The sequence below is a fragment of the Brevibacillus soli genome (assembly GCF_044759095.2).
GTDB lineage: Bacteria > Bacillota > Bacilli > Brevibacillales > Brevibacillaceae > JBIYSM02.
This window is the reverse complement of sequence record NZ_JBIYSM020000002.1, coordinates 64,005-78,973: the sequence shown is the minus strand read 5'-3', so window position 1 is coordinate 78,973 and position 14,969 is coordinate 64,005. Positions and strand designations below refer to the sequence as shown.

General features: G+C 52.8%; 11 protein-coding genes. All 11 read left to right on the top strand.

Features of this window, described 5'->3' with window-relative positions; translation table 11 throughout:
* Positions 1-139: 139 nt before the first annotated feature.
* The 11 genes from rpsB to ACE99V_RS01220 all read left to right on the top strand — a co-directional run bounded on the left by rpsB (position 140) and on the right by ACE99V_RS01220 (position 14,896).
* Complete coding sequence (rpsB, locus tag ACE99V_RS01270) at positions 140-847, top strand: 30S ribosomal protein S2 (RefSeq protein ID WP_400489143.1); 708 nt, start codon at positions 140-142, stop codon at positions 845-847.
* Positions 848-945: 98 nt separating this feature from the next.
* Positions 946-1,833 carry a translation elongation factor Ts gene (gene tsf, locus ACE99V_RS01265; protein ID WP_400489142.1) on the top strand — a complete coding sequence of 296 codons (888 nt, stop codon included), beginning with the start codon at positions 946-948 and terminating at the stop codon, positions 1,831-1,833.
* Positions 1,834-2,075: 242 nt separating this feature from the next.
* Positions 2,076-2,801 (top strand): UMP kinase, encoded by a 726-nt coding sequence (gene pyrH / locus ACE99V_RS01260; protein WP_400489141.1) that lies wholly within the window; start codon positions 2,076-2,078, stop codon positions 2,799-2,801.
* Complete coding sequence (gene frr, locus ACE99V_RS01255) at positions 2,801-3,358, top strand: ribosome recycling factor (RefSeq protein ID WP_400489140.1); 558 nt, start codon at positions 2,801-2,803, stop codon at positions 3,356-3,358. The genes pyrH and frr overlap by 1 nt, the downstream gene beginning before the upstream one ends.
* 74 nt (positions 3,359-3,432) lie before the next feature.
* The gene (gene uppS / locus ACE99V_RS01250; protein WP_400489139.1) at positions 3,433-4,203 is read left to right on the top strand and encodes an undecaprenyl pyrophosphate synthase; all 771 of its coding nucleotides are present in this window, start codon (positions 3,433-3,435) and stop codon (positions 4,201-4,203) included.
* Between the two features lie 85 nt (positions 4,204-4,288).
* Positions 4,289-5,077, top strand: coding sequence for a phosphatidate cytidylyltransferase (locus tag ACE99V_RS01245; RefSeq protein ID WP_400489138.1), 789 nt, complete (start codon positions 4,289-4,291; stop codon positions 5,075-5,077).
* A 39-nt stretch (positions 5,078-5,116) separates the two neighbouring features.
* Complete coding sequence (locus ACE99V_RS01240) at positions 5,117-6,268, top strand: 1-deoxy-D-xylulose-5-phosphate reductoisomerase (RefSeq protein ID WP_400489137.1); 1,152 nt, start codon at positions 5,117-5,119, stop codon at positions 6,266-6,268.
* Between the two features lie 37 nt (positions 6,269-6,305).
* The gene (gene rseP, locus ACE99V_RS01235) at positions 6,306-7,571 is read left to right on the top strand and encodes an RIP metalloprotease RseP (protein WP_400489136.1); all 1,266 of its coding nucleotides are present in this window, start codon (positions 6,306-6,308) and stop codon (positions 7,569-7,571) included.
* Positions 7,572-7,627: 56 nt separating this feature from the next.
* The gene (ispG, locus tag ACE99V_RS01230) at positions 7,628-8,710 is read left to right on the top strand and encodes a flavodoxin-dependent (E)-4-hydroxy-3-methylbut-2-enyl-diphosphate synthase (RefSeq protein WP_400489135.1); all 1,083 of its coding nucleotides are present in this window, start codon (positions 7,628-7,630) and stop codon (positions 8,708-8,710) included.
* A gap of 35 nt (positions 8,711-8,745) precedes the next feature.
* On the top strand, positions 8,746-10,485 hold the full coding sequence (locus tag ACE99V_RS01225) for a proline--tRNA ligase (protein ID WP_400489237.1): 1,740 nt from the start codon (positions 8,746-8,748) through the stop codon (positions 10,483-10,485).
* Positions 10,486-10,585: 100 nt separating this feature from the next.
* The gene (locus ACE99V_RS01220) at positions 10,586-14,896 is read left to right on the top strand and encodes a PolC-type DNA polymerase III (protein ID WP_400489134.1); all 4,311 of its coding nucleotides are present in this window, start codon (positions 10,586-10,588) and stop codon (positions 14,894-14,896) included.
* Positions 14,897-14,969: the final 73 nt, after the last annotated feature.

Below are 14,969 nucleotides of genomic sequence, written 5' to 3'. Positions count from 1 at the left end.
TCCCTGTGATATATTGATTAACGGTGTTGAATTCGCACGTCCACCAATTCCGGCAAAGGTGCTGCTCTTTGCAGTCTTGCCCGGAAAATGCGGTAGGCGGAGGTAGGCACAAAAAAACCAATCTGAGGAGGTGTGAAATATGGCGGTTATCTCTATGAAACAGCTGCTCGAGGCTGGTGTTCACTTCGGTCACCAAACTCGCCGCTGGAATCCGAAAATGGATCGCTATATCTTCACCGAACGTAACGGTATCTACATCATCGACTTGCAAAAAACGGTAAAGAAAGTGGAAGAAGCGTACAACTTCGTGCGTGATCTGGCTGCGAACGGCGGTAAAATGCTGTTCGTTGGTACCAAGAAACAAGCGCAAGAATCCGTGAAAGAAGAAGCGGAACGCACAGGCCACTACTACATCAACCAACGCTGGTTGGGTGGTACCCTGACCAACTTCACCACCATCCAAAAGCGTACCGCTCGCCTCGCTGAGCTGAAGCGTATGGAAGAAGACGGCACGTTTGCTGTACTTCCAAAGAAAGAAGTTATCGTTCTGCGCAAGGAAATGGAACGCCTGGAGAAATTCCTCGGCGGTATCGCTCATATGGACAAACTGCCGGACGCTCTGTTCGTGATCGATCCTCGCAAAGAGCGCATCGCTGTTGCAGAAGCTCGCAAATTGGGTATCCCGATCGTAGCGATCGTGGACACCAACTGCGATCCGGATGAGATCGACTACGTGATCCCGGGTAACGACGACGCGATCCGCGCTGTAAAACTCCTGACTGCGAAAATGGCAGACGCTCTTCTCGAAGGCAGCCAAGGCGGAGAACAAACCACAACAACTGCGTAAGCAAGTGTAAGAGGGTGGACTGAGGGTTTCAGAACCCCGTCCACCTTTTTTTAAACACTACCACATATTGTTGCTCATAACCAAGGAGGTTCAACTCAATGGCAATCAGTGCACAAGCGGTTAAAGAACTGCGCGAACGTACAGGCGCAGGTATGATGGACTGCAAAAAAGCGCTCGAAGAAACGAACGGCGACATGGAAAAAGCGATTGACCTGCTCCGCGAGCGCGGTATTGCAAAAGCGGCAAAGAAAGCTGGCCGTATTGCTGCCGAAGGTCTTACCAACTACGCGATCGATGGCAACGTAGCAGCCATCGTGGAAGTAAACTGCGAAACCGACTTCGTGGCGAAAAACCCGGAATTCCAAACCCTCGTAAAAGATATTGCTGAGCATGTGGTAACACAACGTCCGGCCTCTGTAGAAGCGGCTCTGGAGCAACCGTTCAAAGGCCAAGGCGAAGCTCTTTCCCAAGTGATCAGCGAAAAAATCGCGACGATCGGGGAAAACATCACCTTCCGCCGCTTCTCCATCCTGGAGAAATCCGACAACGGCGTGTTCGGCGCATACCTGCACATGGGCGGAAAAATCGGCGTGCTCGTAGCGCTGGAAGGAACAAATGACGAAGCGCTGGCAAAAGACCTGGGTATGCACGCAGCTGCAGCGAATCCGCGTTTTGCAAACCGAGAAGAAGTTTCTGCAGACGAGATCGAACGCGAGCGAGAAGTTCTGAAAAACCAAGCGTTGGCAGAAGGCAAACCTGCCAACATCGTGGAGAAAATGGTAGAAGGCCGCCTCTCCAAGTTCTTCGAAGAATATGTCCTGGTTGAACAACCATTCGTGAAAGATCCGGACAAGAAAGTTTCCGCCCTGCTGAAAGAGGCAGGTGCTTCCCTGAAAGCGTTCGTGCGCTTCCAAGTGGGCGAAGGCATCGAGAAAAAACAAGAAGACTTTGCAGCAGAAGTAATGGCGCAAGTGAATAAGCAATAAGAAATAATAGGGAACACCTGCGTGTTCCCTATTTTTAAAAAAAGCTTCTGTCGAAGCCCTTTCGTTGAAGCTGGTTCATCCTTAGAGGAAGCTTTTTATGCGTTCCGGAAAGTTTAAGACACTGATGTGTTAACGATGTAGCAAACTTAAACTTTCTCTACACGATAAAAAATCGTACCTGCCGTACTTCCTGGAATACAGGTTTATACAGAGAATGATACACGAAATGGAGGCCGTTTCACATGCCACTTCCTGCCTATAAACGGGTTGTGTTAAAGTTGAGTGGGGAAGCTCTGGCGGGAGAAGTAGGGTATGGGATAGATCCCAAAGTCATTTTCTCCATCGCTAATCAAATCAAGGAAATCGTCGAACTAGGTGTAGAAGTAGCGGTTGTTGTCGGTGGAGGCAATATCTGGCGCGGACTTTCCGGCAGCTCCAAGGGAATGGATCGGGCAACGGCTGATTACATGGGCATGCTGGCCACAATTATGAACTCGCTCGCCCTGCAGGATGGACTTGAAAAGGTGAACGTTCCAACTCGCGTTCAGACGTCGATTGAAATGAGACAAGTGGCGGAACCCTACATACGGAGACGAGCCATCCGTCACTTGGAGAAGAAACGTGTAGTGATCTTTGCAGCGGGTACAGGGAATCCGTATTTCTCAACGGATACGACAGCAGCGTTGCGCGCGGCAGAGATTGAGGCAGAGGTGATCCTCATGGCGAAAAACAAGGTGGACGGCGTCTACTCTGCCGATCCCAGCCTTGACCCGACTGCCGAGAAGTACGACCATCTCACGTTCCTCGAGGTGCTGAACAAAGGTCTGGGCGTGATGGATTCCACCGCTTCCAGCCTGTGCATGGACAACAACATTCCGCTGATTGTTTTCAACATCTCTGAAGAAGGCAATATTCGCCGTGCCGTGATGGGCGAAAAAATCGGAACGATTGTAAAGGGGGAAGAATGATGCCACAATCCGTACTGAAAGATATGGAAGAACGCATGACCAAAGCAATTGCGACCTTGAAAAAAGACCTTGCCAGCCTGCGCGCGGGACGTGCCAATCCGGCCATGCTCGACAAAGTGGTGGTTGACTATTACGGTACCCCGACGCCGATCAGCCAGTTGGCCAATATTAGCGTTCCGGAACCGCGCATGCTTACCATTCAGCCGTGGGACAAATCGGCGCTGAAAGAGATTGATCGGGCGATTCAACAGTCTGATCTGGGTCTTACGCCATCCAATGACGGCAACATTATCCGGATCGTCATCCCGCCGTTGACGGAAGAGCGCCGCAAGGAACTGGTAAAAGTGGCCAGCAAGAGCGGTGAGGAAGCAAAAGTAGCCGTTCGCAACATCCGCCGTGACGCCAACGACGAGATTAAGAAGCTGGAAAAAGCTGCGACCATCTCTGAAGATGAATCCCGCCGCCATCAAGAAACCGTGCAGAAAACCACGGATAGATTCATCGCCGAGATTGACAAGATCGTCAAGGACAAGGAAAAAGACATTCTGGAAGTGTAAAGTTCCTGTGGTTGGTTTCCCCCTCATCTAGAGGGGGACTTATGTCTATATCTCTCTTTCTGGGGGAACACTTTATGTTAGAACATCTGGCGCGAAAATGGTCGCGCAAGGAAAAGCCAACGGAAGCATTCGAACTGGATGTAACAGGGCAAATCCCGAAGCATGTCGCGGTTATCATGGACGGCAACGGACGCTGGGCAAAAATGCGCAGTTTGCCTCGTGTAGCCGGACACCGTGCCGGGATGAAAACCGTAAAGGAAATCGTAAAAGCGGCCGATGCAATCGGTATACAATACATGACAATGTACGCGTTCTCCACGGAGAACTGGAAGCGTCCGCGCGAAGAAGTGGACTTTCTGATGAAACTTCCGCAGGAATTCCTGTCGACTGAATTGGATGAATTGGTCGAACGGAATGTGCGGATCTGCATGGTGGGGAGCAAGGACGAACTGCCGGATCATACACTGGAGGCGCTGGAAAAAGCGGAGGAAAGAACGCGCGATAATACCGGTCTGCAGTTAAATTTTGCCTTGAACTACGGATCGCGCAAGGAAATTGTAAAGGCAGTCGCAGAAATTGCGGCACGCATTCAGGCGGGAGAGCTGGAGCCGGAACAGCTGGATGAGCAGGTGATCAACCGCTATCTCTACACCCGCGATATTCCCGATCCGGATTTGTTGATACGGACGAGCGGGGAAATTCGTTTAAGCAACTTTATGCTATGGCAACTTGCCTACACGGAACTGTGGTTTACCGATGTGCTCTGGCCGGATTTTACCCAAGAACACTTCTATCAAGCCATTGCGGAATACCAGGGCCGGGCTCGTCGTTACGGGGCGGTTTAAGCCCCCTGCGGGGACCTGGGTGTGGCTTCGCGGAGATGTAGATCGGTGTAGTATTGCCACGATGTAGCCGAAGAGGTGGAATCAGTTGAAGCAACGGATCGTTACTGGGCTTATTGGCGGCGTTGCCTTTCTTTTGCTTGTTTACGTCGGAAAAGAATGGTATTCTCTGCTCGTACTAACGTTGGCCATCCTCGGCCTATTTGAATTTCTGCGGATGGCCGGGATTGCGCCGTTCGGTTTTGCCGGAGTGCTTGGCTACCTGCTGATGGTCAGCATCATGTGGCCTGATTTGTACTTTTCCACATGGGTACACCTGCGTGTTCCCGACTTGCTGCTGCCCGTCACGCTGCTGTTGCTGATGTACTCTGTCATACGGAAGAATCAGTTTCACATTGAACACGCCGCCCTTACGTTGATCGGGGCGTTATACATAGGCTGCGGATTTTCTTATATGGCGGCAACGCGCAATATTCCGGACGTGGGACTCCACCTGACGATCCTGGCGCTTCTGGGGATTTGGGCGTCCGACTCGGGGGCGTATTTCGTCGGCAAGGCCATTGGAAAACGCAAGCTATGGCCGGCCATCAGCCCCAACAAGACGGTGGAAGGTTCGATTGGCGGTTTCATCATCGCAACTGTGATCGTTCTGGGAGTAAACGCCTGGCTCGGAACTTTCCCGTTAACGAAGGCCCTGGCCATCGCTGCGGTTGCCGGTGCAGCGGGACAAATGGGCGATTTGATCGAGTCTGCATTCAAGCGCCATTTTGACGTAAAGGATTCGGGTCACATCATACCCGGCCACGGGGGTGTATTGGATCGGGTTGACAGCTGGATTCTTGTTTTTCCGGTTTTGCATCTCCTGGGAATCGTATGAATCCGTACCATATCGAAAGAGATATAGAGGGTGAACCTAGTGAAAAAAATTTCGTTGCTCGGCTCAACCGGGTCAATTGGAAAAAGCACCCTGGAAGTGGTGGCACAGCATCCGCAGGACTTTTCCATTGTGGCCATGGCAGCTGGTACGAATGTAGAACTTCTGGCGGAACAGGTGAAGCAGTTTCAACCGCAGTTGGTTTCTGTCGGAAACGAACAGGCAGCCTTTGCGTTGAGAGACTTGCTTGGTGAAACTTCAGCCGTGGAGATTACGTATGGAGATAAAGGGTTGGCGCTTGCGGCCAGCCACCCGGAGGCAAACTTCGTCATGACCGCCGTGGTCGGCAGTGTCGGCGTCGCTCCTACGCTGGCTGCCATTGAAGCGGGTAAAACCATTGGTTTGGCCAACAAAGAGACCCTGGTAAGCGCCGGACAAATTGTCATGGAAGCCGCCCGCGACCGCGGTGTAGCGATTATTCCTGTGGACAGCGAACACTCTGCGATTTATCAATGCTTGCAGGGTGCGCGGCTTGGGGATGTCGCCCGGATCATTTTGACAGCGTCCGGAGGTTCCTTTCGAAACAAGACGCGAGACGAATTGGAACACGTGACCGTGCAACAAGCGCTGCATCATCCGAACTGGAGCATGGGCGCAAAAATTACCATCGATTCGGCGACGATGATGAACAAGGGCTTTGAGGTCATCGAAGCTCACTGGCTGTTTGACTTGCCGTACGAACAGATCGACTGCATACTTCATTATGAAAGCATCATTCATTCTATGGTAGAATATAAAGACAGGGCTGTAATAGCCCAGCTCGGAACACCTGACATGAAAGTGCCGATCCAATACGCCCTCAGTTATCCGAAGCGTATGCCGCTTGCAACGGAACCGCTTGATCTGGTCAAGTGCAGTACGCTGCACTTTGCCCCGATGGATTTGAAGAGGTATCCCCTGCTTCAGCTGGCGTATGAATGCGGAAGACGGGGAGGCACGTATCCTGCCGTGTTGAACGCCGCCAACGAAGTGGCGGTTGCTCGTTTTCTTGCAGGTGAGATTCCCTTTTTGGAGATTGAACGGATTGTACAGCGGGTGTGCGAGTCGCATCATGGAAACAGCCATCCGAGCCTGGAGGAAATTTTCGAGGCGGATGAATGGGCGCGTCGGCAAGCAAAGCTGTCCGTGCGGTAGCGTCTTAACCCAAACTGAATGAAAGGTGGCTACTCTCTTGCCTTTTCCGAATGTTGATTCCGTAGAATCGGTTCTCGCGATCGTTGTCGTGTTTAGTGTGCTTGTACTCGTTCACGAATTGGGCCATTTTCTTTTGGCGAAACGGGCGGGAATCCTCTGCCGGGAATTCGCGTTGGGGATGGGGCCCAAGATCTTTAGCGTGAAACGCGGCGAAACCGAATACACCCTTCGTCTGCTTCCTATTGGGGGACTGGTGCGGATGGCAGGAGAAGACCCGGAACTTGATATTTTAAAGCCTCACATGGAAGTTGGTGTGGAATGGGATGCATCCGGCAAGGTGACACGAATTCTGCTGGACGGGTTGGAAAAGGGTGTTGGACGAATGATCGTCGGAAACGTTGTTCGTTTTGATCTGGAACACGCGCTGACCCTTACCCTGGATATCGGAGGGGAGCAGAGAACCTTTTCCGTTCATCCGCAGGCTCATCTCGTCAAGGAAGGACAGGAAATCCAAATCGCTCCGTATAACCGTCAATTCAAAGGAAAGACGGTCATGCAGCGGTTTTGGGCGATTTTTGCCGGTCCTGCCGCCAACTTTCTCTTAGCCTTCGTACTCTTCGCCGTCATCGGGTTGATGTACGGTGTGCCGAACGATATTCCCCAACTGGGAGAAGTGCGTCCGGGGGGACCGGCTGCGCAGGCAGGGCTGCTGAAAGGAGATCAGGTGATCTCGATCCAGGGCAAAAGCGTCGCGTCCTGGCGTGATATTGTCCAGATCATCAGCAAGTCTCCTGGCCAGACGCTGACGTTTGAGATTGAGCGGGACGGCGTGCGCAAAACGATACCGGTGAAGGTGGCAAACGATCATAACGTCGGAAAAATCCTCGTCGCCAATCCGGTTACGTACGCCCCCTGGGAAGCCTTGAAGTACGGTGCGTTGTCCACGTATGAGTTTACCGCCATGATTTTGAAGAGCTTGGGACTCCTGTTTACAGGGCAGGTCGGACTGCAGGATTTGAGCGGACCGGTGGGGATCTTCAAAATGACAGGAGAGTTTGCCCAACAAGGTTTGGCCATTTTGATGAAATGGGCAGCCGTGCTCAGTATCAATCTGGGGCTGTTCAACCTGCTTCCGCTGCCGGCACTCGACGGTGGTCGTCTGGCATTCCTCCTGGTGGAAGCCCTGCGCGGCCGCCCGGTCGACCCGCACAAGGAAGGGATGGTTCACTTCCTGGGTTTTGCTTTCCTGATGCTGTTGATCTTGGTAGTGACGTGGAATGACTTACAACGCCTGTTCTTGTGAAAGGTAATCCACCTTTATGAAATAAGTGCGGGCAATAGAAAAAAGGATGGTGCAAAATGTTTAAGCGCGAGGAGACGAAACCGGTATTTGTTGGAGGAGTGCAGATTGGCGGTCAGAAGAGCGTCGTCATCCAATCCATGACCACGGCGGATACCCGCGATGTGGAAGCGACGCTGAAGCAGATTCAGCAATTGTACGATGCCGGGTGTCAAATAGTACGTCTGGCCGTCATCAACGAAGACGCAGCCAGAGCGATTAAAGTCATTAAAGAGCGTTCTCCGCTGCCGCTCGTCGCTGACATTCATTTTGACTACAAACTGGCACTCATCGCCCTGGAAAGCGGTATCGACAAGATTCGTATCAATCCAGGGAACATCGGCTCAAAAGAAAAAACAAAAGCGGTCGTGGAAGCGTGCCGGGAACGCAATGTGCCGATTCGCATCGGGGTCAACTCCGGTTCCGTGGAAAAACGCCTGCTAGATAAATACGGCTACCCAAGTCCGGAGGCCATTGTGGAAAGCGCCATGGATCATGTAGAGATCCTGGAAGATCTGAACTATGACAACATTGTGATCTCCTTGAAGTCGTCCGACGTTCCGACCATGATTCAAACCTATTCGCTGATGGCGCAAAAACGCAATTATCCGCTGCATGTAGGTGTCACCGAAGCGGGTACGCAGTTTTCCGGCAGCATTAAATCCGCTGTCGGCATCGGTACGGTTCTCTCGATGGGGATTGGAGACACGATTCGCGTGTCGCTCACTGCCGATCCGGTGGAGGAGATCAAGGTTGCCAAGCAGATTTTGCGAAGTCTCGACATCGTCAACAACGATCCCGTTGTCATCGCCTGCCCGTCCTGCGGCCGTTGCGCTATCGATCTGATTGGTCTGGCGACAAAAGTGGAGGATGCCGTCTCAACCTTGAAAGTCCCGCTCAAGATTGCGGTCATGGGATGTGCCGTGAACGGACCGGGTGAAGCGCGTGAAGCCGACGTCGGTGTTGCCGGAGGAAACGGCGAGGGGCTGATTTTCCGCAACGGGGAGATCGTGCGAAAAGTAAAGGAAACGGAACTGTTTGAAGAATTAATGAAAGAAATCAACGAGATCGTCGATGAGCGTAATGCGACCCAGGTTGGGTAACGTTCGCACAGATATAGATCGGAGGACAAGTCGTGTTGAAACAAAGCCAAATGTTAATTCCTACACTGCGGGAAGTCCCTGCCGATGCGGAGATCGCCAGCCACAAGCTGCTGCTGCGGGCAGGGATGGCACGCCAGCTGGCTTCCGGTATCTATACCTATTTGCCGCTCTCTCTTCGCGTTCTGCAGAAAATCCAGGCGATTGTACGCGAAGAGATGAACCGCGCCGGAGCGCAGGAAATTCTGATGCCGGCGATGCAGCCGGCGGAGCTGTGGAATCAAACGGGCCGCTGGGACGTCTACGGACCTGAACTGGTTCGACTTTTTGACCGGCACGAGCGCCCGTTCGCTCTTGGTCCGACTCATGAAGAAGTGGTAACCAGTCTGGTGCGAGACGATGTGAATTCGTATAAAAAACTCCCGCTGAATCTATACCAGATCCAGACGAAGTTTCGCGACGAAGTTCGTCCTCGCTTCGGTCTGATTCGCTGCCGCGAATTTATCATGAAAGACGCGTACTCCTTTGACATCAACCAAGAGGGTTTGGATCGCAACTTCCAGGCCATGTTTGACGCATATACCCGCATTTTTACCCGCGTCGGGTTGAATTTCCGTGCCGTCGAAGCGGACGCCGGGGCAATCGGCGGGAAAGGTACGTACGAGTTTATGGCGCTGTGCGACATTGGTGAGGATACGATTGCGTACTCCACCGAGGGCGACTACGCCGCCAACCTGGAAAAGGCAGAAGTTGTGTACAAGCCTTCCCGGCAGCCTGACACAAAAACGCCAGACCTTGTGAAGATTCATACACCTGGTGTAAAAACGATTGCACAGCTGACCCAATTCCTGGGAATCGAAGCCAATCGCATAATCAAGAGCCTGATCTACCGCGTTGACGACAAGCTGGTGATGGTGCTGGTGCGCGGCGATCACGAAATCAACGAAATAAAGTTGAAAAATCTGTTCGATGCGACGAACGTGTCTCTTGCAAAAGAGGATGAGATCCGCACGCTGACTGGTGCACCAGCCGGGTTCATCGGGCCGGTCGGCATCGACGGCGAAGAAGTGGAAATCATTGCTGACAACTATGTGCAGGATGTCTATGACGGCGTGGTCGGTGCCAACGAGGCGGACTACCACCTGAAGCACGTCAAGCCGGGCCGCGATTTTCAGGTCAAAACGTACACCGATTTGCGCAACATCATGGAAGGTGACGACTGTCCGCGCGGCGGCGGCAAAATCAAATTTGCCCGCGGCGTTGAGGTCGGACACGTCTTCAAACTGGGAACCAAGTACTCGCAAGCGATGGGAGCGACGTTCCTGGATGAAAACGGCCGCAGTCAGCCAATGATCATGGGTTGCTACGGCATCGGCGTGTCACGGACACTGGCAGCAATCATTGAGCAGAACAACGACGAGAACGGTATTATCTGGCCGGTAGCGGTGGCTCCGTTCCACGTTCACGTGATTCCGGTCAATGTAAAAGTGGACGAGCAGCGCAAAGCGAGTGAGCGCATTGCGGAAACGCTGGGTGCAGCCGGTCTGGAAGTGCTGTACGACGACCGTCCGGAGCGGGCTGGAGTAAAATTCAAAGACGCCGACCTGATCGGCCTGCCGCTTCGCATCACCGTTTCGGACAAGGCGCAGGAAGGGATCGTGGAAGTTCGCGTCCGCCGTACCGGTGAATCGTACGAGGTTCAAATCGACAACTTGACAGCGTTCGTAAAAGAACAGCTAACCCGTCTGGATCGTTCACAAACCAATCCGTCCAGGTAAAAGGGTGAGCAGGAAACGGATCAGATTTTGTCGAATCTATAGAGGGTACCCGTGTAAGGGGGGTACCCCCTTTCCTTTTTAGATTTGAGGTGATTGCATCGTGGATCGGATCCAAGAGCAAAAACATCGCTTCTCACTGCTGATCAAGCAGATGGAACTGCCGGCAGAATGGGTGGAGCGATTTTTTCATGACGGACAAATCAATAAATTGGAACTGTATAAACAAAACAAGGAGTGGGTGTTCCACTTCACGCTTCCGCAGCTGCTGCCGGCCGAGGTGTATCAGGCATTTTCCCGACGTTTGGCAGAGACATTTTCGCATTTGGCCAAAGTGGAGGCGTGCTACCGGTACATAAACAAACCGTTGACGGAGATTGCGGTCAACGACTACTGGGACGTACTTCTGGAGGAATTGGAACCGAAAATCAACTCTCTGGCCGTAACGCTCCGTTCTGCCCGGCGTCAGCTGAACAGTCAGGAAGTAAAGGTATACCTGCCCACCGAGATGGCGGTCGAGGTAGCCAAACGGAAAAAGGTGGAGGGGGAACTCACTGCCGCTTTCCAGCGAATCACCGAGGTATCCCCGCGCTTCACCTTTCTCGCGGAGGAGAGCGACGAAGCGTACAAGGCATTTGTGGAACAGCGCGAGGAAGAAGAGCGGGCGTTGATTGAAGTGGTGATGACTGCCCAGCAAACAGAGAAGGAAAATAAAGAGGGCGGAAAGACGGATGCTGTCACGACTCTTATGATTGGCTACGAGATCAAGGAAGAACCGGTGCCGATCAAAGAGATCCAGGATGAAGAACGCCGGATTGTGATTCAGGGAACCGTCTTCGGAGCCGAGCTGAAGGAGCTGCGCAGCGGGCGACACCTGCTCACCTTCCACGTGACGGATTACACCGATTCCCTTACCGTCAAAGTGTTTTCCCGCGACAAGGAAGACGTGAAAATGCTGGAGGCCCTGCAGGACGGCATGTGGGTAAAAGTGCGGGGTAGCGTACAGCATGATACGTTTGTCCGCGAACTGGTCATGACAGCCAACGACATCAATCAGATCGAGCAGGTTTCTCGAAAGGACAGGGCCGAAGAGAAGCGGGTCGAGCTTCACTGTCACACACCGATGAGCGCCCTGGACGCAGTGGCTTCCGTCAAATCGCTCATCTCCACTGCTGCCAAATGGGGGCATAAAGCGATTGCCATCACGGACCACGGAGTCGTTCAGGCCTTTCCGGAAGCGTACGGAATCGCCAAGAAAAACAACATCAAGTGCATTTTAGGGCTTGAGGCGTACGTGGTGGAAGACGGTGTGGATGTCGTCTACAACCTGACCAGCGAAAACAACGTTTCCATCGACGAACATACGGAATACGTCGTGTTTGACACGGAGACCACCGGCTTGAACGCAGCTGAGCATACCATAATTGAAATTGCCGCCGTAAAAATGCGCGGCGGTGAAATTATCGACAAGTGGACGGATCTCATCGACCCGCAGATCCCGATTGGTCCCAAGACAACAGAAATTACCGGGATTACGAACGAAATGCTGAAGGGCAAGGAGACGATCGACATCGTTCTGCGGCGCTTCAAGGAGTTTGCCGGGAATGCTGTTCTGGTCGCCCACAATGCGGAGTTCGACAAGAGCTTCATCAACGCCTGCGCCAAGCGAATCGGCATGGAACCGTGGGACAACCCCTTCCTCGACACATTGCCGCTGGCACGAATGCTGTACAAAGGGATGCGTAACTACCGTTTGGGTACGCTGGCCAAGAGGTTCAACGTGGAACTGATCAACGCCCACCGCGCATTGGACGATACCGTGGCACTCGCTCATGTTTTCCAGCACATGCAAAAAGACATGAAAGAAGCGCAAATCACCACTCTGGCCGAACTGAACGAACGAAGCAATGCAGAGGCCGATTACAAGAGCACTCGTCCGTTCCACGCCACGCTCCTGGTACAAAACAAAACAGGATTGAAAAACTTGTACAAGCTGGTCAGCCGCTCACACGTGGAAACCTTTTTCCGCGTGCCGCGTATCCAGCGCAGTCAACTGCAAAAATATCGGGAAGGCATCCTGATCGGCTCCGCCTGCAAGGAAGGGGAACTGATGCAGGCCATTCTGCGCGGGAAGTCGCGGGAGGAATTGAAAGAAGCCGCCAAATTTTATGATTTCATCGAAATTCAGCCGCTGGAACATTACGCGCCGCTGTTGCGCAACGAGGAAATTCCGTCGCTTAAAGTGATAAAAGAGTATCACCGGACGCTGGTCGATATTGGCAGGGAACTGGATAAACCGGTTGTTGCCACCGGGGATGTGCATTTTCTCAATCCGCAGGACAGCATTTTTCGCGATGTGTTCCTGCTCTCACAAGGGGATCCAAACGCCGGCAACCAGCCGCCGCTCTATCTCCGTACGACCGACGAGATGCTGGATGCGTTCGCCTATCTGGGCGAGGAGACAGCCAAAGAGGTGGTCGTGAACGCCTCCAACCGGATTGCCGACTCGATTGACGATGTCAGTCCGATTCCGGACAAGCTGTATACACCCATCATTGAAGGGGCGGACGATGAGCTTCGCAACATGTGTTATGCCAAGGCCCGCCATCTGTACGGCGATCCGTTGCCGGAAATCGTCGAGAAGCGTTTGGAGAAGGAGCTAAACAGCATTATCACGCACGGCTTCGGCGTGATTTATCTGATTTCCCAGCGGCTTGTGACCAAGTCATTGGCTGACGGGTATCTCGTCGGTTCACGTGGTTCCGTCGGCTCATCGTTTGTGGCAACGATGTCGGAAATTACCGAAGTAAACCCGCTCCCGCCGCACTACCGCTGCCCGGAGTGCAAGCACAGTGAATTCATCGTGGACGGTTCCATCGGTTCCGGCTTCGACCTGCCGGACAAGGACTGCCCGAAGTGCGGACACAAGCTGGCGAAGGACGGCCAGGACATTCCGTTCGAGACGTTCCTTGGCTTTAAGGGAGACAAGGTTCCCGATATTGACCTGAACTTCTCCGGTGATTATCAACCGAGGGCGCACAAGTATACACAGGAACTGTTCGGAGTGGACAACGTCTATCGCGCGGGAACGATCGGTACGGTTGCGGAGAAAACCGCCTATGGCTACGTGCGAAAATACGCAGATGAGCGGGGGCTGACACTGCGAAATGCGGAAATTGCCCGGCTCGTTAACGGGTGTACAGGCGTGAAGCGAACAACCGGTCAGCACCCTGGCGGGATTATCGTCGTACCGGACTACATGGAAATCGAAGACTTTTGCCCGATTCAATATCCGGCGGACGACAACGAATCGGAATGGCGGACCACGCACTTTGACTTCCACTCCATTCACGACAACCTGTTGAAGCTGGATATTCTCGGGCACGATGATCCCACGGTGATCCGCATGCTGCAGGATTTGACGGGCATCGATCCGAAAACCATTCCCCTGGATGACAAAAAGACCATGTCCATTTTCAGTTCAACCGAAGCGCTGGGCGTAACGCCGGAACAAATTCGTACCAACCTGGGAACCCTGGGGATTCCGGAGTTCGGGACCAAATTCGTCCGTCAAATGCTGGAAGATACCAAACCAACTACTTTTGCTGAATTGGTGCAGATTTCCGGCTTGTCCCACGGTACGGATGTATGGCTCAACAACGCGCAGGATCTGATTAAAAGTGGTACCTGCATTCTCTCCGACGTAATCGGATGTCGTGACGACATCATGGTGTATTTGATCTACAAAGGGTTGGAACCGTCCCGCGCCTTCAAGATCATGGAGTCGGTGCGGAAAGGCAAGGGCGTGAACGAAGAAGACCAGGAAGAGATGCGCAAAAACAATGTGCCGGAATGGTACATTCAATCCTGCCAGAAAATCAAGTACATGTTCCCGAAGGCCCACGCGACGGCTTACGTGATGATGGCTGTGCGCATCGCCTACTTCAAGGTTCACTACCCGCTGGAATTTTACGCAACCTACTTTACTGTGCGGGCGGACGATTTTGACATTCCGCTCATGGTAAAAGGTTCCGCAGCGATTCGTCAAAAAATCGAAGAGATCGAAGAGAAGGGACATGATGCCCAACCGAAGGAAAAAGCGCTTTTGACTGTGCTCGAGATGGCACTGGAAATGGTGGAGCGGGGCTTCCGGTTCGCCAATGTGGATTTGTACCGTTCTGACGCAACCAAGTTTTTGATCGACGGCAACAGCTTGATCGCACCGTTCAACGCGCTGCCGGGATTGGGCACCAATGCGGCGATCAGTATCGTCAAGGCGCGGGAGGAAGGAGAGTTTCTCTCCAAGGAAGACCTGTTGTCCCGTTCGCGCATTTCCAAGACGATTTTGGAATATCTGGAGGAGCAGGGAGCGTTGAAAGGGTTGCCTGAGTCCAATCAGCTGTCCCTGTTTTGAGCAAAGAGAACCATTTCCTTCCAAAGGTTGTCAAGATCGTGCTTGTTATGCTATAATTTTTTTGGAAATACTG

Excerpts from the sequence above, each read along its gene's own strand:
- pyrH (WP_400489141.1), top strand. The coding sequence starts at position 2,076 with ATGCCACTTCCTGCCTATAAACGGGTTGTGTTAAAGTTGAGTGGGGAA.
- rpsB (WP_400489143.1), top strand. The coding sequence starts at position 140 with ATGGCGGTTATCTCTATGAAACAGCTGCTCGAGGCTGGTGTTCACTTC.
- tsf (WP_400489142.1), top strand. The coding sequence starts at position 946 with ATGGCAATCAGTGCACAAGCGGTTAAAGAACTGCGCGAACGTACAGGC.
- ispG (WP_400489135.1), top strand. The coding sequence starts at position 7,628 with ATGTTTAAGCGCGAGGAGACGAAACCGGTATTTGTTGGAGGAGTGCAG.
- uppS (WP_400489139.1), top strand. The coding sequence starts at position 3,433 with ATGTTAGAACATCTGGCGCGAAAATGGTCGCGCAAGGAAAAGCCAACG.
- frr (WP_400489140.1), top strand. The coding sequence starts at position 2,801 with ATGCCACAATCCGTACTGAAAGATATGGAAGAACGCATGACCAAAGCA.